The organism is Pseudomonadales bacterium (genome assembly GCA_024234215.1).
GTDB lineage: Bacteria > Pseudomonadota > Gammaproteobacteria > Pseudomonadales > UBA5862 > JACKOQ01.
This window is the reverse complement of sequence record JACKOQ010000006.1, coordinates 1-19,868: the sequence shown is the minus strand read 5'-3', so window position 1 is coordinate 19,868 and position 19,868 is coordinate 1. Positions and strand designations below refer to the sequence as shown.

Annotated in this window: 18 protein-coding genes; 15 read left to right on the top strand and 3 right to left on the bottom strand. The window is 65.2% G+C overall.

Translation table 11 applies throughout. From position 1 onward, the window contains the following. The first annotated feature begins 52 nt into the window (after positions 1–52). Positions 53–1,486, top strand: coding sequence for a bifunctional D-glycero-beta-D-manno-heptose-7-phosphate kinase/D-glycero-beta-D-manno-heptose 1-phosphate adenylyltransferase HldE (gene hldE, locus H7A13_10735; GenBank protein ID MCP5333811.1), 1,434 nt, complete (start codon positions 53–55; stop codon positions 1,484–1,486). A 44-nt stretch (positions 1,487–1,530) separates the two neighbouring features. After that, entirely contained in the window at positions 1,531–2,805 is a 1,275-nt protein-coding gene (waaA, locus tag H7A13_10730; protein ID MCP5333810.1) for a lipid IV(A) 3-deoxy-D-manno-octulosonic acid transferase, read from the top strand. Positions 2,806–2,815: 10 nt separating this feature from the next. Here waaA and H7A13_10725 read toward each other — a convergent pair whose 3' ends face one another. After that, entirely contained in the window at positions 2,816–4,177 is a 1,362-nt protein-coding gene (locus H7A13_10725; protein ID MCP5333809.1) for a TolC family outer membrane protein, read from the bottom strand. A gap of 145 nt (positions 4,178–4,322) precedes the next feature. On the opposite strand from H7A13_10725, the gene thiC reads away from it, so the two are divergent. The 5 genes from thiC to parE are packed head-to-tail and all read left to right on the top strand — an operon-like array spanning position 4,323 to position 10,038. Beyond that, entirely contained in the window at positions 4,323–6,197 is a 1,875-nt protein-coding gene (thiC, locus tag H7A13_10720) for a phosphomethylpyrimidine synthase ThiC (protein ID MCP5333808.1), read from the top strand. Beyond that, positions 6,194–6,862, top strand: a complete 669-nt coding sequence (locus H7A13_10715; GenBank protein ID MCP5333807.1) for an NUDIX domain-containing protein — start codon at positions 6,194–6,196, stop codon at positions 6,860–6,862. The genes thiC and H7A13_10715 overlap by 4 nt, the downstream gene beginning before the upstream one ends. Continuing rightward, the gene (locus H7A13_10710; protein MCP5333806.1) at positions 6,814–7,326 is read left to right on the top strand and encodes a DUF1249 domain-containing protein; all 513 of its coding nucleotides are present in this window, start codon (positions 6,814–6,816) and stop codon (positions 7,324–7,326) included. The genes H7A13_10715 and H7A13_10710 overlap by 49 nt, the downstream gene beginning before the upstream one ends. A gap of 3 nt (positions 7,327–7,329) precedes the next feature. Then, on the top strand, positions 7,330–8,118 hold the full coding sequence (cpdA, locus tag H7A13_10705) for a 3',5'-cyclic-AMP phosphodiesterase (GenBank protein MCP5333805.1): 789 nt from the start codon (positions 7,330–7,332) through the stop codon (positions 8,116–8,118). A 33-nt stretch (positions 8,119–8,151) separates the two neighbouring features. Next, positions 8,152–10,038, top strand: coding sequence for a DNA topoisomerase IV subunit B (parE, locus tag H7A13_10700; GenBank protein ID MCP5333804.1), 1,887 nt, complete (start codon positions 8,152–8,154; stop codon positions 10,036–10,038). A gap of 8 nt (positions 10,039–10,046) precedes the next feature. On the opposite strand, the gene H7A13_10695 is transcribed toward parE, so the two are convergent. After that, positions 10,047–11,243, bottom strand: a complete 1,197-nt coding sequence (locus tag H7A13_10695; GenBank protein ID MCP5333803.1) for an MFS transporter — start codon at positions 11,241–11,243, stop codon at positions 10,047–10,049. Between the two features lie 7 nt (positions 11,244–11,250). Next, positions 11,251–12,156, bottom strand: coding sequence for an EboA domain-containing protein (locus H7A13_10690; GenBank protein MCP5333802.1), 906 nt, complete (start codon positions 12,154–12,156; stop codon positions 11,251–11,253). Positions 12,157–12,216: 60 nt separating this feature from the next. Here H7A13_10690 and H7A13_10685 point away from each other — a divergent pair, with 60 nt between their 5' ends. From H7A13_10685 to H7A13_10650, 8 genes are all read left to right on the top strand, one after another. After that, positions 12,217–13,323: a TIGR03790 family protein gene (locus H7A13_10685; GenBank protein MCP5333801.1), complete on the top strand. Its 1,107-nt coding sequence runs from the start codon at positions 12,217–12,219 to the stop codon at positions 13,321–13,323. A 117-nt stretch (positions 13,324–13,440) separates the two neighbouring features. After that, the gene (locus H7A13_10680; protein ID MCP5333800.1) at positions 13,441–13,827 is read left to right on the top strand and encodes a hypothetical protein; all 387 of its coding nucleotides are present in this window, start codon (positions 13,441–13,443) and stop codon (positions 13,825–13,827) included. Positions 13,828–14,127: 300 nt separating this feature from the next. Then, positions 14,128–14,640, top strand: coding sequence for a polysaccharide biosynthesis/export family protein (locus H7A13_10675; protein ID MCP5333799.1), 513 nt, complete (start codon positions 14,128–14,130; stop codon positions 14,638–14,640). After that, positions 14,637–15,833, top strand: coding sequence for a DUF560 domain-containing protein (locus H7A13_10670; protein ID MCP5333798.1), 1,197 nt, complete (start codon positions 14,637–14,639; stop codon positions 15,831–15,833). The genes H7A13_10675 and H7A13_10670 overlap by 4 nt, the downstream gene beginning before the upstream one ends. A 90-nt stretch (positions 15,834–15,923) precedes the next feature. Beyond that, complete coding sequence (locus H7A13_10665) at positions 15,924–17,660, top strand: lipopolysaccharide biosynthesis protein (GenBank protein MCP5333797.1); 1,737 nt, start codon at positions 15,924–15,926, stop codon at positions 17,658–17,660. A gap of 82 nt (positions 17,661–17,742) precedes the next feature. Beyond that, a complete protein-coding gene (locus H7A13_10660; GenBank protein ID MCP5333796.1) occupies positions 17,743–18,588 on the top strand; it encodes an AAA family ATPase in 846 nt (281 codons plus the stop codon). 145 nt (positions 18,589–18,733) lie between these two features. Continuing rightward, complete coding sequence (locus H7A13_10655) at positions 18,734–19,672, top strand: AAA family ATPase (GenBank protein ID MCP5333795.1); 939 nt, start codon at positions 18,734–18,736, stop codon at positions 19,670–19,672. 15 nt (positions 19,673–19,687) lie between these two features. Further along, positions 19,688–19,868, top strand: a 181-nt coding sequence (locus H7A13_10650) for a hypothetical protein (GenBank protein MCP5333794.1), incomplete at its 3' end; no start/stop codon positions are given.

Here is a 19,868-nt window from a genome sequence, read left to right as displayed (position 1 = left end):
TTGGGCCTATGCCAGGACGTTCCAACCGATGTTGCGTGAGACCGACCACTCCATGAGAGCCTCCCTGCCCCCGTTCGAGCATGTGCGCGCCCTGGTGGTGGGTGATCTGATGCTCGACCGCTACTGGCATGGCGACACCCAGCGGGTGTCCCCCGAGGCGCCGGTGCCGGTGGTGCGGGTGACCCGGATCGAGGAGCGCGCCGGCGGTGCCGGCAATGTCGCCCGCAACCTCGCCGCGCTGGGTGTGTCGGTCGAGCTGGCCGGCGTCGTCGGCGTCGATGAGATGGGTGAGCGGTTGACGCAGATCCTGGTCGATGCCGGCGTGCGCTGTCACTTTCAGCATTCGGCTGCCCACCCCACCATCACCAAGCTGCGAGTGATCAGCCGTAACCAGCAGCTGCTGCGGCTCGACTTCGAGGAGCGCTTCGACCCGATGCCAGCGCTCTCTTCGCAGGCACTGCACGAGGCGCTCAAACACAGTCAGGTGCTGCTGCTCTCCGACTATGCCAAGGGGACGCTGGCCGATCCGCAACCGCTGATCCAGGCGGCACGGGCGGTGGCGATGCCGGTGCTGGTCGACCCCAAGGGGAGTGAGTTCGACCGCTACCGTGGTGCGACCCTGCTGACGCCCAACCAGGCCGAGTTCGAGCAGGTGGCCGGGCGCTGCGCCGATGAAGCCGAGCTGATCGGCAAGGCGCGAGCGATGACGGCGCGGCTCGATCTGACCGCACTGCTGGTGACCCGTGGCGGGCAGGGAATGCTGCTGGTACCGCGGGAGGGCGATCCGATCAACCTGAGGGCGCAGGCGCGGGAGGTCTACGATGTCACGGGTGCCGGCGACACCGTGATCGCGGTGCTGGCGGCAGCGCTCGGCGGCGGCGAATCGCTCGAACGGGCCATGGTGCTGGCCAACCGTGCCGCCGGCCTGGTGGTCGGCAAACTCGGTACCGCCACCGTCAGCGCCGATGAACTGCTGCGGGCCGACGCGGCGGCCGAGACGCCACCGCGCGGGGTGATGAGCGAATCGGCCCTGCAGGCCATGGTGGAAGCCGCGCAGGCGCGTGGCGAGCGGGTGGTCTTCACCAATGGCTGTTTCGATCTGCTCCATACCGGTCACGTCAGTTATCTCGCTGCGGCCCGTGCGCTGGGGGATCGTCTGATCGTGGCGGTCAACAGCGATGAGTCGGTGCGTCGACTCAAGGGCACAGGCCGGCCGATCAACCCGCTGTCACAGCGGATGGCGGTGCTCGGCGCGCTGGCCGCGGTCGACTGGGTGGTCGCCTTCAGCGAGGAGACGCCGGAGCGGCTGATCCGGTTGCTGAAGCCCGATCTGCTGGTGAAGGGCGGTGATTACCGGCCGGAGCAGATTGCCGGCGCCGACTTCGTGCGCGCGCAGGGCGGCGAGGTGCGGGTGCTCGACTACGTCGAAGCCTGCTCGACCACGGCGATGATCGAAAAGATGGCCGCGCGACAAGGTGCCGAGTGAGCGATGCCGAACTGCCGCAACCGGTCTCGACCCTGAGCGAACGGCTGCTGCGTGGGCTCTACACGCTGCTGCTGGCGCTGCTGCTGCCGGCGCTGCTGCTGCGACTGCTCTGGCGTTCGCGGGCCGAGCCGGGTTACCGGCAGCGCATCGCCGAACGGTTTGGCCGTTGCACGCTCGAGGTGGATCAGCCCTGCATCTGGATTCATGCGGTCTCCTTTGGCGAAACCATGGCGGCCCGGCCGCTGGTCGAGGCGCTGCTCGAGCGCTTTCCGCAGGGTCGGTTGCTGATCACCTCGACCACCGCCACCGGATCGGCGCGGGTGCGCACTCTGTTCGGCGATCGTGTCGAGCACTGTTATCTCCCCTACGACCTGCCGATCTTTCTTGACCCCTTTCTGCGTCGTGCCCGCCCGGCGCTGGCGATCTTCATGGAGACCGAGCTGTGGCCCAATCTGCTGGCGCGTCTGCAGCAGTTGCAGGTGCCGGCCATTCTTGCCAACGGCCGGCTCTCGCAGCGCTCGGCGCAGGGCTATGCCCGCATCGGCGGAGTGAGCCGCGCGATGATGCAGCGCATGACACTGGTGGCGGCGCAGCATCGGCAGGATGGTGAGCGCTTCGTCGAGCTGGGTCTGCCGGCCGAGCGGATGGTGGTGACCGGCAACCTCAAGTTCGACCATGCCGTCGATCCGCGGCTGGTGAGCGAGGCCGAACGGCTCAGGGTGCACTGGTCACTGGGGGGACGACCGGTCTGGGTGGCCGGCAGCACCCATGAGGGCGAGGAGCCGCTGCTGCTGAGCGTGCACCGCCAGTTGCTGGAGAAACTGCCCGATACGCTGCTGATTCTGGTGCCGCGCCATCCGCAGCGCTTCGATGCCGTCGCCCGGCTGGTCGATGAAATGGGCTTCAAGCAGTGTCGCCGCTCGAGCGGCGCGCGGGTCACCGCTGCCACCCAGCTGCTGCTGGGCGACACCATGGGCGAGTTGCAGCTGTGGTATGCGCTGGCCGACCTGGCCTTCGTCGGCGGCAGTCTGGTGCCGGTGGGAGGTCACAACCTGCTCGAGCCCGCCGCGCTCGGTCGGCCGGTGTTGAGTGGTCCGCATCTGTTCAACTTCAACGAGACCAGGGCCTTGCTGTTGCAGGCCGGTGCCGCACGGGTGGTCGAGGATCAGCAGGCGCTGCTTGAACAGCTCCTGCTGCTGTTGGCCGATAGGGTGCGGCGCACGCAGATGGGCGGCGCCGGCTGTGCAGTGGTCGAGGGCAACCGCGGTGCCACCCTGCGGCTGCTGGCGCTGCTGGAGCACCACCTGCCGCAGGTGTGACCGAAGCTGATCAGGGCTTGACGCTGCCGGGCGCTTGCAGCCAGGCGTTGAGATCGAGCAGGTCGGTCGGCGCCAGCTGGGCGGTCGCCTGCTTCAGTTGCAGATAGCGGACCACGTAGTCATAGCGTGAGCGGGCATATTCGCGCTGAGTGGCGTAGAGCATCCGTTGCGACTGCAGCAGTTCGACGATGTTCCGCGTACCCACTTCATAGCCCACCTCGGTTGCCTTCAGCGCACTCTCGCTCGAGGTGACAGCCTGCTGACGCGCCTTGACCCGCTCGACATCGGTCAGCAACTGGCTGTGCAGGATGCGGGTGGTCTGGGTCAGGTTGCGGCGAACGGTTTCGAGGTTTTCGTTGGCGGCCTCATGCTCGTAGGCAGCCTGCCGCGCCTGGGAGGAGATCAGCCCGCCGGTGAACAGCGGCATTTTCAGTTCCAGGCCGTAGGAGAAGGTGTCCTGATCGGTGTTCCTGAGCTGGAATCTTTGAGTGCCCACAACCAGTTCAGGTGCATTGTTGGTGTAGTCATCCTGATAGCGGCCGAACAGCGAAACGGTCGGATAGTGGGCGGCGCGCTTGACCTGGACATTCTGCCTGGCGGCCTCGACGCTCTGCTCGAGGCTCTTCAGCCCGTAGTTGTTGGCCAGCACCTGATCGATCCAGGGTTCGGGCTGTGCCGGTTCGGGCCGGACGATCGGGAAGGTCGGGCTCAGCGTCGACAGGCGGTTGTAACGCACGCCGGTGATGGCTTCGAGCACCCGGAAGGAGACCTCGACCTGGTTCTCGGCATTGATGCGGTTGACCACGGTGAGGTCATAGGCCGCCTGCGCCTCCTGCACATCGGTGATCGCTGACACACCCACATTGAAACGCTCGCTGACCTGGTCGAGCTGACGCTTGACTGCGGTCTCCTCGGCCTGGGCCGAACGCAGGTCATCGCTGGCGCGCAGCACGTCGAAGTAGCCGGCGGCGGTGCGGATGATCAGATCCTGCTCGGCGGCCGACAGGTCGGCAGCGGCGCGCAGGTCGATCGCCTGGGCCTGCTTGTAGCCATACCAGGCTTGCAGGTTGAACACCGGCTGGTTGAGCTTCAGGCCATAGCCATGGCCATTGATGTGCACCTTGTAATCGCTGGCCTGGCTGTCGACATAGGAGCGGGTGGCACTGCCATCGAGCCGGACGTCGGGTGCCAGCACGCCACGGGCCTGAAAGACGATCTCATGCTGCGCCTGATAGGTGGCGCGCGCCGCCTTCAGCCGGTGGTCGTTGTCGATGGCGTTCTGATAGACCTCGGCCAGGTTCTCGGCCTGCAGTCCGAGGCTCAACAGGCAGCCCAGCAGTGTGGGCAGAGCGGTTCTTGCCGTCACCTTCATGGTTGTTTTTTTCCTTGCTGGATATCGGAGTTATCAGTGTGATCGTTAGCTTGCTAAGCATATCAAAAAAACCGGACCATCGCGCGGCTCGACAGCGATTGCATCATCGGATAGCGTAACCGGCCCAGGACCCCGGACCATGACCATGAGCTCATCACGAGAAATCCCGGCATCCGACGCGATGCGCCTGCCCGCCCAGAGCACCCGGCCGCTGGTTGGCTCGACCAAGCAATATCGGATCGGCAGCCGCGACGACCTGCGCGTGCCCTGTCGGGAGATCACGCTTTCGCCCACCGGCACGACGGCGAATCCGCCATTGCGGGTCTATGACAGCTCCGGACCCTACACCGACACCACGCAGCAGATCGATCTCGGTGCCGGGTTGCCGCCGTTGCGGGCCGACTGGATCAGCGCGCGTGGCGACAGCGAACCACTGGCCGCATTCAGTTCACGCTATGCCCGGCAACGGCAGAACGACCTCAAGACTGCGGAGTTGCGCTTCCCGCAGCCACCGCTGCCGCGCCGTGCCCGAACCGGCAGCAATGTCACCCAGCTCGGCCATGCGCGGCGTGGCATCATCACGCCCGAGATGGAGTTCGTTGCCCTGCGCGAGAATCTCTATCTGGAGCAGGCGCGCGAGCAGGGCCTGTTGCAGCGGCAGCATCGTGGCCGCAGCTTCGGCGCCGAGATGCCGCTCGAGGTGACGCCGGAGTTCGTGCGACAGGAGGTGGCCCGAGGGCGGGCGATCATTCCGGCCAACATCAACCATCCGGAACTGGAGCCGATGGTCATCGGCCGCAACTTTCTGATCAAGGTGAATGCCAACATCGGCAACTCGGCGGTCACCTCCTCGATCGCCGAGGAGGTCGACAAACTGGTCTGGGCGATCCGCTGGGGTGCCGACACGGTGATGGATCTCTCGACCGGCAAGCACATTCATGAGACCCGCGAGTGGATCATCCGCAACTCGCCGGTGCCGATCGGCACGGTGCCGATCTACCAGGCACTGGAGAAGGTCGACGGCAAGCCGGAGGAGCTGAGTTGGGAGATCTTCCGCGACACGCTGATCGAGCAGGCCGAACAGGGGGTGGACTACTTCACCATCCATGCCGGCGTGCTGCTGCGCTATGTGCCGCTGACCGCCAACCGGCTGACCGGCATCGTCTCGCGCGGCGGTTCGATCATGGCCAAGTGGTGCCTCGCCCACCACCAGGAGAACTTTCTCTACACCCACTTCGATGAAATCTGCGAGATTATGAAGGCCTATGATGTCTCCTTCTCGCTGGGCGATGGCCTGCGTCCCGGTTCCATCGCCGATGCCAACGACGCCGCCCAGTTCGCCGAGCTCGAGACTCTGGGCGAGCTGACCCGCATCGCCTGGCGGCATGACGTGCAGACCATGGTCGAGGGGCCCGGCCATGTACCGATGCAACTGATCAAGGAGAACATGGAGAAGCAGCTCGAATGCTGCGACGAGGCGCCCTTCTACACGCTGGGGCCGCTGACCACCGACATCGCGCCCGGCTACGACCACATCACCTCGGGCATCGGTGCGGCGATGATCGGCTGGTTCGGCTGCGCGATGCTCTGCTATGTCACCCCAAAGGAGCATCTGGGCCTGCCCGACCGCGAGGATGTGAAGCAGGGGCTGATCGCCTACCGGATCGCCGCCCATGCCGGCGACCTGGCCAAGGGGCATCCCGGCGCACAACTGTGGGATGACACGCTGTCGAAGGCGCGCTTCGAATTCCGCTGGGAGGACCAGTTCAGGCTGGCGCTCGACCCCGACACCGCCTGTGCCTACCACGACGCCACCATGCCGAAGGAGTCGGGCAAGGTGGCCCACTTCTGCTCGATGTGCGGCCCCAAATTCTGCTCGATGCAGATCACCCAGCAGGTGCGCGAATATGCCCGCGAGCGCGGGCTCGATGGTCCGGATGCGGCCATCGACAGCGGTCTGGCCGAGAAGGCCAGCGAATTCCGCGCCCAGGGCGGCGAACTCTACGGCAACACCGGTTGAGGTCGAGGGTGTTGCAGCAGTTTTCGCATGATGATGTCGAACTGCTCGGGCGCGAGCTGCTGCATCAGGGCTTTTTTCGCCTCGAGCGCTTCACGTTGCGCCATCGGTTGTTCGGCGGCGGCTGGAGCCCGCCGCTGCGGCGCGAGCTGCTGCTGCGCCGGCCGGCGGTGGCGCTGCTGCCCTATGATCCGCTGCGCGATGAAGTGGTGCTGATCGAGGAGTTCCGGGTCGGCGCGCTGGATCCGGCACTGCTCGCCGACGATGTCGAACCGGCGCGACGCCGGCAGGCAGCATCGCCCTGGCTGATCGAACTGGTGGCCGGCATCACCGAACCGGATGAGCCAATCGAGGCGACCGCCCACCGCGAAGCGCACGAAGAGGCCGGGCTGACGCTGTTCGAGCTGCTGCCGATCGCCGATTACCTGAGCAGTGCCGGTGGCAGCGACGAGCGGCTGCATCTGTTCTGCGGCCGGGTCGACAGCAGTCAGGCGGGCGGCATCCATGGTGTCGACCACGAAGCCGAAGACATTCTGGTGCGGGCAGTCGCGCGCGAGACCGCCTATGGCTGGGTCGAGCAGGGTCTGATCCGCAATGCCGCCACCTTGGTGGCGCTGCAATGGCTGCAACTGAACCATGCCCGGGTGCGTGCGCAGTGGCAGTGCTGACCGCGACACCAGCGCCGGTCGCTGGCAGGCGGCGCTACCGGGTCGATCTGGTGGCGCAGCAGGCGCAGGCGGCCAGCAACTACCAGCGGCTGCTGAGGCTGCTGCCCGAGCTGCACCAGCGGACGTACCGTGAGCTGCTGCTGCGGGAGCGGCTGGTCCGCTTCGTCATCACCCATCCATCGCGTTACACCAGCTTCGTCACCATTCACCATGACCAGCCGCGCCCGCCGTGGCTGGCGCCCTGGTGCATGGAGCTGTCGCTCTACCACGATGCTGGCCTTGCCGAGGTGGTGCGCTGCATGGACCAGCGGGCGGTCGCGGCGGTTCACGACTACCCCAACCGGCGGATGCATCAGGTCGACGAGAAGTGGCAACTGAACTTTTTTCTGGGTGAGTGGCTGCGGTTCTGTCTGCAACAGGGGCGGGCCACCGCCTGCGAACTGCCGTTCCTGCCGGCAGGTTGAGCGATGCGTGACACCTTCGTCGAGCTGGTGCAGATCAGCGACAGCCACCTCTTTGCCGACCGCGAGGCCGAGCTGCTGGGCATCAACACCGACGCCAGTCTGGCTGCGGTGCTGCAACTGCTCGACGGGCGACCGAGGCCGGCGCTGCTGCTGGCCACCGGTGACAACAGCCAGGATGGCAGCGTCGCGGCCTACCGCCGCTTTCTGGAACAGGTGCAGGGTCGCGGCGAGCGTTTTGTCTGGCTGCCGGGCAACCACGACCTGCCGGACGTGATGGCGGCGCTGTCGCCGGCGGGCACTCTGGTGAAGTCGCTCGATCTGGGGGCGTGGCGGCTGCTGCTGCTCGACTCGACGCTGCCGGCGACGGTGGCGGGCCATCTGGCCGAAGCGGAGTTCGACTTCGTCGAGCGGTCGTTGTGCAGCGCACCGCAGCGGCCGACACTGCTGGCGGTGCACCATCCGCCCTGCGCGCTCGGCTGCGCCTGGCTCGATGACCAGGGCATCGACAACGGCGCACGGCTGCTGGCGCTGCTGGCCGACCATCCGCAGGTCAGGCTGCTGCTGTGTGGTCACATCCATCAGCAGCAGGCCCGGCAGTTCGGTCCGCTCTGGCTGCTGTCGGCGCCCTCGACCTGCGTGCAGTTCCGGCCCGACTCGGACGACTTTGCGATCGACAGCCTGGCGCCCGGCCTGCGCTGGCTGCGACTGCATGACGATGGCCGGTTCGAGACCGGCATCGAACGGGTGGCCGCTGGCCTGTTCACCGCCGACCACAGCAGTTCCGGATATTGATCACCGTTCTCTTTGCCACGGCCGAATCCGATCATGAGTGACTACAACGCCGCCGCCATCGAAGTGCTGACCGGGCTCGACCCGGTGCGCAAGCGCCCGGGCATGTACACCGACACCAGCCGCCCCAACCATCTGGTGCAGGAGGTGGTCGACAACAGCGTCGACGAGGCGCTGGCGGGCCATGCGACCCTGATCGAGCTGATCCTGCATGCCGATGGCTCGATCGAGGTGAATGACGATGGGCGCGGCATGCCGGTCGATCTGCACCCGGTCGAGGGGGTGAGCGGGGTCGAGCTGATCCTGACCCGGCTCCATGCCGGCGGCAAGTTCTCCGGCGACCAGTACCGCTTCTCCGGCGGTCTGCATGGCGTCGGCGTTTCGGTGGTCAATGCGCTGTCGCTCTGGCTGGAGGTGGAGGTGCGGCGCGACGGCAAGCTGTGGCGGATGCGCTTCGAATCGGGACAGAAGGTGACCGAGCTGACCGAGGTCGGCAGCGCGCCACGGCGGGTCAGCGGCACCCGGGTCCGGTTTCTGCCCGATCCGGCCTTCTTCGATTCACCCAGACTGGCCCTGCCACGGCTCAAGCAGCTGCTGAAGGCCAAGGCGGTGCTCTGTCCCGGCCTCAGATTGCGCTTCGAGGAGCGTGCCGAGGGCGAGCAGATCGAATGGTGCTATGCCAGCGGTCTGGCCGACTATCTGCTCGAGAGTGCCCAGGGCGCGACCGCCGTGCCGCCACAGCCCTTCACCGGCCACTTCGAAGGGCGCGACGAGCAGGTCGACTGGGCGATCTTCTGGCTGCCGGAGGGGGGCGAGCCGATCGCCGAGAGCTATGTCAACCTGATTCCGACGCCGCAGGGCGGCACCCATGTCAACGGGCTGCGCGCCGGCCTGACCGAGGCGCTGCGCGAGTTCTGCGAATTCCGCAACCTGCTGCCGCGCGGGCTCAAGCTGACCACCGATGACCTGTTCGAACGGGCCAGCTATCTGCTCTCGGCGCGGCTTCGTGAACCGCAGTTCTCGGGACAGACCAAGGAGCGGCTCTCCTCGCGTGAAGCGGTCGCCTTCATCTCCGGTGTCGGCAAGGATGCCTTCAGCCTCTGGCTCAACCAGCATGTCGAGGTCGGCGAGCTGCTGGCCGAACTGGCGATCAGCCAGGCGCAACGGCGGCTGAAGGCCAGCCGGCAGGTGGCGCGCAAGCGGGTGACCCAGGGTCCGGCACTGCCGGGCAAGCTGGCCGATTGCAGCAGCCAGGAGATGGGGCGTGGCGAGCTGTTTCTGGTCGAGGGTGACTCGGCGGGCGGATCGGCGAAGCAGGCGCGCGACCGGGAGTTCCAGGCGGTGATGCCGCTGCGCGGCAAGATTCTCAACACCTGGGAGGTCGACAGCAGCGAGATTCTCGCCTCGCAGGAGGTGCATGACATCGCCGTGGCGCTCGGCATCGACCCCGGCTCCGACGACCTGAGCGGACTGCGCTACGGCAAGGTCTGCATCCTGGCCGATGCCGACTCCGATGGTCGCCACATCGCCTCGCTGCTGACCGTGCTGTTCCTGCGCCACTTTCCGGCGCTGGTGCGTGCCGGACACCTCCATGTGGCGATGCCGCCGCTCTACCGCATCGACCTCGGCAAGGAGGTCTACTACGCCCTTGATGAGGCCGAAAAGATGGGCATTCTCGACCGGCTGAGCGCCGAGAAGCGGCGCGGCAAGCCCAATGTGCAGCGCTTCAAGGGGTTGGGCGAGATGAATCCGCTGCAGTTGCGCGAGACCACGATGGCACCGGCCACCCGGCGGCTGGTGCGGCTCGGTGTCGACGGCGAACAGGCGGCACACGAGATGCTCGACATGCTGTTCGCCAAACGGCGCGCGTCGGACCGCCGCCACTGGCTCGAGCGGCATGGTGGCACCGCGGAGCTGGTCTGACGCGCCAGTCAGCCTGCTCCGGCCCGGAGGCGCAGCAGCACCAGCAGCGCCAGCGCGGTGCAGAGCGCGCCAGCCATGAAGGTGGCCGCCGGGCCGACCCACTCCCAGAGCGCGCCCGCGATCAGGCTGGCGGCCAGCAGCGCGATGCCGGTGGTCAGCCGGAACAGCCCGAAGGCAGTGCCGCGCAGTGCGGCCGGCGCCGTGTCGGCCACCATCGCCGACAGTACCCCCTCGGTCAGTCCCATGTGCATGCCCCACAGCAGCGCGCCGCCAAACAGCAGCCACCAGCCGTCGGCCAGCGCCAGCATGGCATCGGCGGCCAGCAGCAGCAGGCAACCCATCGCCACCAGCCGCCGTCGGCCGATCCGGTCCGAGAGCCGCCCGGCCGGGTAGCTGGAGAGCACATAGGCCAGGTTCATCGCCACCATCACCGCCGGTGCCCAGGCGATCGGCAGTCCGAGGCTGTTGCCGCGCAGCAGCAGAAAGGCCTCGCTGAAGCGGGCCAGCGTCAGCAGCAGCGCAAAGCCGGTCACTGCCCAGAAGGCGGTGGGCAGGGCACGCCAGCGACCGGTCGGTGCCGTATCCTTCACCGGTGGTTCTGGCGCGCTGGCAGGCTGTGGCGGCTCCTTCACCGCCAGCAGCAACAGCACCGCCAGCAGCGCCGGCACCACGGCGACCCACAGCACCAGTCTGACATCGTCGGTGAAGCAGGCCAGCAGCCCCATCGCCAGCAGCGGACCGAGCAGGGCGCCGATGCTGTCGAGCGATTGCCGCAGACCAAAGCCAGCGCCGCGCAGCGTGGCCGGCGTCAGATCGGTCAGCAGGGCGTCGCGTGGCGCGCCGCGAATGCCCTTGCCGACGCGGTCGAGCAGCCGGGCGGTGAACACCATGCCGATCGAGCCCGCCAGCGGAAACAGCGGTTTGGTCAACGCCGAGAGTCCATAACCGAGCAGCACCAGCGGCTTGCGTCGTCCCAGCCAGTCGCTCAGGCCGCCCGAGACCGCCTTGACCAGGGCGGCGGTGGCCTCGGCCAGACCTTCGAGCAGACCCAGCACCATCGGCGACGCGCCGAGCGTGGTGACGATGAAGAGCGGCAGGATGCTGTGGATCAGCTCCGAAGAGAGGTCCATGCAGAGACTGACCAGTCCCAGCAGCCAGACGCCGCGCGGAATCGGGGTAACGGTGGGGGCAGGGGAGTGGTGCATCGGCAGGTCAATTCTGGCTGCGTGGTCCGGCCAGCCGGCTCAGGTTGCGCAGCAGGCGCCGGATGGCCGCGACCGGTTCGATATCCTCGCGCTGCGCCGCCAGCCGCAGCAGCGGCTCCGGCACCTCGCCATTGCGGCTCAGCGCCAGTGCGGCATGAAAGCGGTGCGCTTCATCGCCGTCGCCCAGCGCGGCCTGAAACAGCCGGCTGCTGGCGGCATCGAGATCGGCCGGACGAATCGCCAGCCACAGCGAGGGTGGCAGGCTGGCGCCGGCATCGCGCCGCTGTTGCAGCCACTCCACCACTGCCAGGCTCAGGCTCGCATCGAGCCGCAGCTCCAGATTCTGCAGATCGAGCAGGTTGGCGTCGGCACTCAATGCCGCCAGCACCAGCTGGTTGAAGGCAGGTTGAGGAAAATGCAGCGCCGGATAGGGGTTGTGACGGAACAGCGCCGCCTGTCGCTGGGCAAAGCGGGCCGGCAGTGCCGCATCGATGCTCCATGCCGCCAGGCTACCGGTCGGGTCGACCAGCATCAGCATCCGCAGGCCACTGCCACGCACCGGCTCCGAAGCCGCCTCGAACAGCTTGGTCAACCAGCGCGCAGGGGGTGCCGCCGCCAGCTCCGCACCGAGCAGCAGCAACAGCGCAATGGCGAGATCGGCGCGGCACCACTGCCCCAGCCGTATTTCGGTCGGCCGGGGCTCGCGCAGGATCAGCGAATAGACCGCACCGGGCTCGCTGTCGCCCAGCTCGCGCCAGGCCGCTTCGCACAGCTCCAGTGAGCTGGCGAACAGACGCTGCCGCTCCACCTGCTGCAACAGCCGTTCATGACGCTCCAGCCAGTTCAGTTGCGCCGGCGTGGCAAACTCGCTGTAGGCTTGGCGCAGCGTGCGGTATTGCGCTTCATTCAGCATGACGACTGCTGTTCGAGGAGTTCCGGATCGTTCATCGGGGTGTTTTCACTGCCAAAAGAGATGGGTGGGTCTGCGTGTTGCCGAGCAGCGGCTAGTATAAGAGCGATTGGCGAAGAGGGTTTGACCGATGGCAACTCGACACTCCAGATGAATGCGCGTCTTTTCGGTGTGCTGCTTCTGGCGCTGGGCTGCGGCCTCAGCCTGTGGGCGCAGGGCGGGGTCGATCGGACGACGCTGGCGATTCTGGTGAACGATGCCGACCCGCTCAGCGTGCAGGTGGGGCAGTATTACCAGCAGGCGCGCAAGCTGGAGGCCAGACAGTTGATTCACCTGAACTTTCCGGCCGGAAAGTCACGGCTCTCGCCCGAGGCCTTTGCGGCCATTCGCGCCCAGATCGAGCGGGCCACGCCCGACTTCATTCAGGCCTATGCCATCACCTGGAGCCGTCCCTACCGGGTCGGCTGCATGTCGATCACCACCGCCGTGGCCGCCGGGTTCGATGCGGCTTTCTGTCCGCCCGAGGGGGTGGTCTGCGCGCCGACCCGCCGGCTCGACTACTTCGACAGCGCCGTCACCGATCCGCACCGGCAACTGGGTCTGCGTCCGGCCATGATGCTGGCCGGCAACAATCTGGAGGAGGTGAAGCGGCTGATCGACCGCGGCATCGCCGCCGATGGCAGCCATCCTGCCGGCAGTGCCTACCTGCTGGTCACCGCCGACCGTGCGCGCAGCGTGCGCGCCCTCGGCTATGGCGAGGTCTTTCGGGTGGCACGGCCACCGATCCGCCCGCGCCGCATCGAGGCCGACTGGATCGAGCATGAGCAGGATGTGCTCTTCTACTTCACCGGCACGGCCTGGGTGCGGCAACTCGACAGCAACCGCTTTCTGCCCGGCGCGGTCGGCGACCACCTGACCAGCGCCGGCGGCCAGCTCGATGGCCAGAAGCAGATGCCGGCCCTGGCCTGGCTGAGCGCCGGGGCCACCGGCAGCTACGGCACGGTGAGCGAACCCTGCAACTTTCCCGAAAAATTCCCCAGGCCCGCGGTGCTGATCGACCATTACCAGCGTGGTGAAACCCTGCTCGAAGCCTACTGGAAGAGCGTGGCCAGCCCGGGGCAGGGGCTCTTCATCGGCGAGCCGCTGGCGCGCCCCTTTGGTGAACGCTGAAAATGTGATCGGCTGCGCACTCTGTCGCGCTGTCGACACGGAGTTCGTCGCCCTTTTCTATACTGCTGCACAGGGCTGTCCGTTCCTGCGTGGCCGCGTCGAGAGTGGGGAAAGTTGATGAAAGCGCAAAGATTTCGACTCTGGCTGGGCGGGCTGCTGCTCGGTCTGGCGCTGGGTTGTTCGGCTGATGTTTTCAACCACTCCTCCAGAACGCTTTTTCTGCTCGGCGAAGAGGACGGCAAGGTGTTCGAACTGCCACCGGGTGGTGCATTTCTTGGTCGTCAGGATGCCATTCTGCTGCCGAGCGGAGCAGGGGTACGGGTGTTCAAGACCGTGGACCGGATCGATGTGGTGGTGTCGCCACGGCACGCCATCATCACCTATGGCGGCAATCTGCTTGAGCGTTGCGGGCAGTGGCTGATCGGCGGCTGGCTCGACCGTCGTCCGGTCGGCCAGCGCTGGGTTCAGCAGATCGGCCGGCACTACCGGGACTCTTTCGGCTGAACTGGCCTGATATGTGCTTATAAAACCCCGGCCTCAGCATGGCTGTGCAGAGTGTCATCAAACTGCCAGCATTCTGCTGCAGTATTCGCGACCGCCCTGCCATGGGGCAGTGTGCTGGCATTTCTGGTGCCTTATCCTATAATCGCACCATTCGAGCATGCTGATGAAGATGCTCGAAAATTCATATAACCCAGCGAATGAAAAGGAAGAACTCTCGTGACACAACAAGTCGGAGCGCACAAGGTGAAGGTCGGAAAAAAATTCGAACTCCTCGCGAAGGCGCTGCTTGCAGTGGTGCTGATGTCGACATCGACGCTGGTCCTGGCGCTCGATCCCTACCTGATCCAGCCGGGTGACGTGCTGGAGATCTCGGTCTGGCGTGAGGATGGGTTGCAACGCGAGGCACTGGTGCGGCCCGATGGCGGCCTGAGCTTTCCGCTGGTGGGCGAGATCGGTGCCGCCGGCCAGACCGTGCCGGCAGTGAGCGAAGAGATCAAAAAACGGCTCACCAAATTCATTCCCGACCCGGTGGTGACGGTGGCGCTCAAGCAGAACCTCGGCAACAAGGTCTATGTCATCGGCAAGGTCAACCGGCCGGGCGAATTTGCCGTCAACCGTGCCGTTGACGTGTTGCAGGCGCTCAGCATGGCCGGCGGCATGAACCCCTTTGCCGACACCAAGAACATCCAGGTGCTGCGGCGGGTCAATGGCGAGCAGACCAGCGTCGGCTTCAACTACGCCGAGATGGAGCAGGGCAAGAAGTTGCAGCAGAACATCCTGCTGCAGGCCGGTGATGTGGTCGTGGTGCCATGAGGCGAGCCACATTTTCGACCCTGCTGACGGCGGGGGCCTTGCTGGCGGCGGGATCCGCCACGGCGGGTGGCTGGTACCAGGAGCCCAGCGTGCGGTTGCGCACCGGGTTCGATGACAACATCCGGCTGCGCAGCAGCGATCCGCAGGAAGATTTCGTCACCACGCTGCAAGGCAATGGCCTGTTCGGTTACCGCACCGAAACCGAAAGTGCCGCACTGAAGCTGAAGGCCGAGGCCAACCAGTATCAGCAGCAGGATGGTTTGAACAACGAAAACCTGTTTGCCGACCTCAACCTCGATCACAAGGGCGAACGCAACAGTTTCGGGCTGCTGACCAGCCTGCACCGTGACACCACCCTGCAGAGCGAACTGGAGACCACCGGGCGGGTCGATGACAATCTGCGGGTGACGCGGCAACTGTTGCAGCCCAGTTTCGAGCACAGCTTTGCTGAACGCTGGGTCGGGTCGGTTGGCGCCAGCTACTCCGAAGTCGAATATGAAGACCGCGTGGGCAGCAGTCTGACCGATTACCGCTATGTCACGGCGCAGACCGCGCTGCAATACCGGGTCAGCGAAGACCGCTCCTTCACCGGTACACTCTTTGCCACCCGCTACACCCCCACCGATTTCGACTTCATCTCGCGTGGGCAGGGTGTCAGCTTCGGTTGGCAGGAGCGTTTCTCGCCCAGTCTCACCGGTTCGCTCTCGGTCGGAGCGCGCAAGGACAAATCGGAGCGGACCCTTTTCGGTCTGCAGACCGAGGATGAGAGTTCCGGGACCCAGTTCGATGCGGCGCTGGAGAAATCCTGGCAGCGCTGGCGGTTGAATTTAAACTTGGGGCGTTCGACGGATCCAAGTGGCGACGGCAGTCTGATTCAGCGTGACCGCCTGGGCGGTACGGCCAGTTATGAGTGGAACGAGCGGACGCGATTGATCTTCAATGCCAACTACCTCGACATTCAGCAAACCAATGACCTTGTTTCGCTGAGCAGCAATGACCGTCGCTACCTCACCCTGGCGCCCGGCATCGAGTGGCGGGTGGAGCGCAACTGGACCGCACGGTTCGACTACCGCTACCGGCAGAACAGATTTCTCGACCAGGGTGACGAGGCCGAGAGCAACGCACTCTTTGTTTCGATCTCCTATCTCTGGCCAAGCCCACTGGGCAGCAGCGGGCAGGGCAAGCCGCTCTGAACCGGAATGAGACTGACCGGGTGATCGCAACACCGCAATGAACATCGAAGACAACGCTTACCGAACCGAGGCAAACCCTGCATGGAACAGATGATTGGAATCAGTGACTATCTGCGCATCCTGCGCCGGCGCAGGGTTTTGTTGTGGTCGGTGTTCGGCGTGGTGTTCGTCATCGCGGTGCTGGTGACCCTGGCCTTGCCATCGGTCTACACCTCGTCGGGCACCATTCTGATCGAGCAGCAGGAGATTCCGGCCGAGATGGTCAAGTCGACCGTCGGCGGCTACGCGGCCGAGCGGATGCAGGCCATCAGCCAGCAGGTGATGACCACGGCCAATCTGGGCGGCATCATCCAGAAGTACAATCTCTATGCCGATGAACGCCAGCGCGACACCCTGGCGACCGTGGTCGAGCAGATGCGTGAAGACATTCTGCTGACGCCGGTCAGCGCCAACGTGGTCGATCCCAAGAGCGGCAAGCCCACCACCGCCACCATCGCCTTCACATTGGCCTACTCCAACAAATCTCCAGAGCTGGCGCAGCGGGTGGCCAACGAACTGGCCACGCTGTTTCTCAACGAGAACCTGAAGCAGCGCACCCAGCAGACCCGTGAGGCTTCCCGTTTTCTGGCCGCCGAAGCGGAAAAATGGCAGGCGCAGGTGACGCAGCTGGAGAACGAGCTGAGCAGCTTCAAGGGTAAGTATGGCGAAGTGCTGCCTGAACTGGCGCAGATCAACCAGCAGGCAATGCAGCGGGCGGAGCAGCAGTTGAGTGAATTCGATCAGCGCATTCGGGTGCAGGAGGACCGGCGCATCGCCCTGCAGGGCCAACTGGCGCAACTGAGCCCCAACAGCACGCTCTACTCAACCGAAGGCAAGCCGATTCTCGGCAACGAGAGCCGGCTCAAGTCGCTCGAAGCCGAATATGTCAGCCGTTCGGCCAGTTACGGGCCGGACCACCCCGACATCATCAAGATGAAGAAAGAGATCGAGGCGCTGCGCAAGGAGGTTGCCTCAACCGAAACTGCTGCATCGCTCGCTGCACGCCAGCAGCAACAGCAGGCGGAGTTGCAGAGTCTGCGTGAGCGCTATTCGGCCGACCACCCCGATGTGAAGCGGCTGGAGCGGCAGATTGCCGAGACCGAGAGTGCGCTGAGCCGCGCCAGCAGCCAGCAGAGCCAGCGTGCGGCACTGGCCAGCAAGCCGGACAACCCGGTCTACATCCAGATGCAGGCACAGTTGCAGGCCGCCGAGAGCGAGCTCAAGTCGCTGCAACTCTCGAAAAAGCAGGCCGAGGCCAAGATCGGCGAGCTCGAACAGCGCATGAAGCAGATGCCTGAGGTTCAACAGCAATACAGCAAGCTGTTGGCCGAGCTTGACAGTGCCCGTAAAAATCACGCCGACATCAGCGCCAAGCAGGTCCAGGCGCAGCTTTCCGAAGCGCTTGAAAAAGAGCAGAAGGGCGAACGCTTCACCTTGGTCGAGCCGCCGCCGCTGCCTGAAGATCCGGCGAGTCCAAATCGTCCGGCGATCCTGTTTCTCGGTCTGATGCTGGCCGCTGCGGCGGGCGTCGGCACTGTGGCAATGCGCGAGAACATTGATCAATCACTGTACGGGGCCGCCAGTGTCAACGACGTGCTGGGCATCTCGCCGCTGGCGACCATTCCCTACATCCTGACCGAGCGCGATCAGGCCAGCCAGCGGCGTCAGCGGCGATTGATTCTGGTGATGCTGCTGGTGCTGGCGCTGGTGCTGGTGCTGGTGATTCATTTCTTCATCATGCCGCTCGACATCATCTGGTTCAGCGTCCTGCGGCGGCTGGGGATCTAGCGGCGAGAGTTCATGAAGGGGAAGCCGCCGATTCCGGCTGGCTTGCCGTGTGACAGTCCAAACTTCTATTCAGGTAAAAGAGATGGAACGGATCAAAGAGGCGCTCGAGCGGGCCCGTGAGGAGCGCGCCGGAGCAGGCAGCAGTGGTGGCCAGCCCCGGGCCCGTTCTGATGCATCACGGCCGGTGGCGGTGGCCCCGGACGAGATCGAATACACCCAGACCCGGGTGATTCCGCTCGACTCCGCCCGGCTGGTCGAACGGCGCATCGTCGCCCATCTGCCGGCCCACCCGGCGGTCGACGCCTACCGGGTGCTGCGCACCCAGGTGCTGCGGCGCATGACCGACAACGGCTGGAGCACGCTGATGGTCACCAGTCCGACCGAAGGCAATGGCAAGACCCTCACCGCCATCAACCTGGCCATCAGCATGGCGCGCGAGGTCAACCACACCGTGCTGCTGGTCGATTTCGACCTGCGCCGGCCGACCATCGGCGGCTTTTTCAGCGATGCACCGATGCCCGGCATCAGCGACCATCTGCTGCATCGGCAGCCACTCAGCGAGATGCTGTTCAACCCATCGATCGAGCGGCTGGTGGTGCTGCCGGGGCATGAAGCCCTGGCCGACTCCTCATCCGAGCGGCTCTCGTCGCCACAGGTGGTCGAACTGGTCGAAGAGATCAAAAACCGCTACCCGGCCCGGATCATCATCTTCGATCTGCCGCCACTGTTGCAGTTCGACGATGTGCTGGCCTTCTCGCCCTATGTCGATGCCGCGCTGCTGGTGGTCGAAGAGGGCGCGACCACCGATCTGCAGTTGCGGCGCTCGCACGAGCTGCTGCAGAACGTCAACCTCTGTGGGGTCGTGCTCAACAAATCGCGAGAAGAGAGCTCCGCCTACGGCAGCGGATATGGCTACGCCCATGGTTGACCGCCCCGATTCGGCCTGCCATCAGCGGCGCCTGAGCAGGGCGATGCGCCATTTCTGGCAGGCTGTTTGCTGTTTGAGTTGAAGTCGACCCGAAACCCCTGTACCTCGATGCCAAGGCGCCGGGGCCGCAAACAGAATCAGCACCATGTACGAAGCCCATTTCGGACTGAAAGAGAAACCCTTTTCGATCCTGCCCGATCCGTCGTTTCTCTATCTCGGCCGCAAGCATCAGATGGCCTTCACCCTGCTCGAATATGCCATCGAGAACCAGGCCGGCTTTGCCGTCATCACCGGCGAGGTCGGCTGCGGCAAGACCACGCTGATTCGCCACCTGCTCAACCGGCTGAGCGGCGACATCACCGTTGGCATGATCACCAACACCCATGAATCATTCGGCCAACTGCTGCAGTGGATACTGCACGCCTTTGGGCTCGACTACGGCAACAGCCGCAGCAAGGTCACCCTCTACCGGATCTTCACCGACTTTCTGATTGCCGAATATGCCAAGGGGCGGCGCACGCTGCTGATCATCGACGAGGCACAGAACCTGAGCCTGGCCATTCTCGAAGAGCTGCGCATGCTGTCGAACATCAATGCCGACAAGGACCAGGTGCTGCAGATGATCCTCTCCGGCCAGCCGGAGCTTAAAGAGAAGCTCAAGCGGCAGGAGCTGCGCCAGTTCGCCCAGCGGGTCGCCGTCGACTACGAACTGCTGCCGCTCGATGCCGAAGAGACCGCCCACTACGTCACCACCCGCCTGCAGATCGCCGGCCGCGACGCGCCGCTGTTCACGCCCGAGGCGATCGAACTGCTGCACCGTCACACCCAGGGCATTCCCCGGCGCATCAACATCCTCTGCGACATGGCGCTGGTCTATGGCTATGCCGGACAGCAGCAACAGATCGACGCAGAGCTGCTCGAAGAGGTGATTGGCGACAAGGCCCGCACCGGCATCTTCACCGACCCGGTGCCGCTGCTGGGCGATGTGGTGCCAGATGCGGATGAAGCCCCGAGCCGGCGTGTCATCCGCTCGAAGCTCGACAAGCAGAGCTTGCGGGACATGTTCGGCAAGATCGATTCCTGACAGGTTGCAGTACTGATGAGCTCCGTCGAACCTTTGCCGCCGCTGCCCAATCTGATCATCGCCGGCGCGCCTAAATGTGGCACCACCTCGCTGTTCGACTACCTGGTACAGCACCCGCAGGTGGGAGGTTCGTCCGTCAAGGAGACCTGCTACGTCATGGATCGGGGTTATCCGCTGTTCAAGGCGCAGAGCAATT

Bases quoted from the DNA above. Each gene is read 5' to 3' on its own strand.
- H7A13_10675 (MCP5333799.1), top strand. From the start codon at position 14,128: ATGTCGACATCGACGCTGGTCCTGGCGCTCGATCCCTACCTGATCCAG.
- H7A13_10725 (MCP5333809.1), bottom strand. From the start codon at position 4,177: ATGAAGGTGACGGCAAGAACCGCTCTGCCCACACTGCTGGGCTGCCTG.
- H7A13_10660 (MCP5333796.1), top strand. From the start codon at position 17,743: ATGGAACGGATCAAAGAGGCGCTCGAGCGGGCCCGTGAGGAGCGCGCC.
- H7A13_10665 (MCP5333797.1), top strand. From the start codon at position 15,924: ATGATTGGAATCAGTGACTATCTGCGCATCCTGCGCCGGCGCAGGGTT.
- H7A13_10670 (MCP5333798.1), top strand. From the start codon at position 14,637: ATGAGGCGAGCCACATTTTCGACCCTGCTGACGGCGGGGGCCTTGCTG.
- H7A13_10695 (MCP5333803.1), bottom strand. From the start codon at position 11,243: ATGCACCACTCCCCTGCCCCCACCGTTACCCCGATTCCGCGCGGCGTC.
- thiC (MCP5333808.1), top strand. From the start codon at position 4,323: ATGAGCTCATCACGAGAAATCCCGGCATCCGACGCGATGCGCCTGCCC.
- H7A13_10655 (MCP5333795.1), top strand. From the start codon at position 18,734: ATGTACGAAGCCCATTTCGGACTGAAAGAGAAACCCTTTTCGATCCTG.
- hldE (MCP5333811.1), top strand. From the start codon at position 53: ATGAGAGCCTCCCTGCCCCCGTTCGAGCATGTGCGCGCCCTGGTGGTG.
- H7A13_10690 (MCP5333802.1), bottom strand. From the start codon at position 12,156: ATGCTGAATGAAGCGCAATACCGCACGCTGCGCCAAGCCTACAGCGAG.
- parE (MCP5333804.1), top strand. From the start codon at position 8,152: ATGAGTGACTACAACGCCGCCGCCATCGAAGTGCTGACCGGGCTCGAC.
- H7A13_10710 (MCP5333806.1), top strand. From the start codon at position 6,814: ATGGCTGCAACTGAACCATGCCCGGGTGCGTGCGCAGTGGCAGTGCTG.
- H7A13_10685 (MCP5333801.1), top strand. From the start codon at position 12,217: ATGGGTGGGTCTGCGTGTTGCCGAGCAGCGGCTAGTATAAGAGCGATT.
- H7A13_10680 (MCP5333800.1), top strand. From the start codon at position 13,441: ATGAAAGCGCAAAGATTTCGACTCTGGCTGGGCGGGCTGCTGCTCGGT.
- cpdA (MCP5333805.1), top strand. From the start codon at position 7,330: ATGCGTGACACCTTCGTCGAGCTGGTGCAGATCAGCGACAGCCACCTC.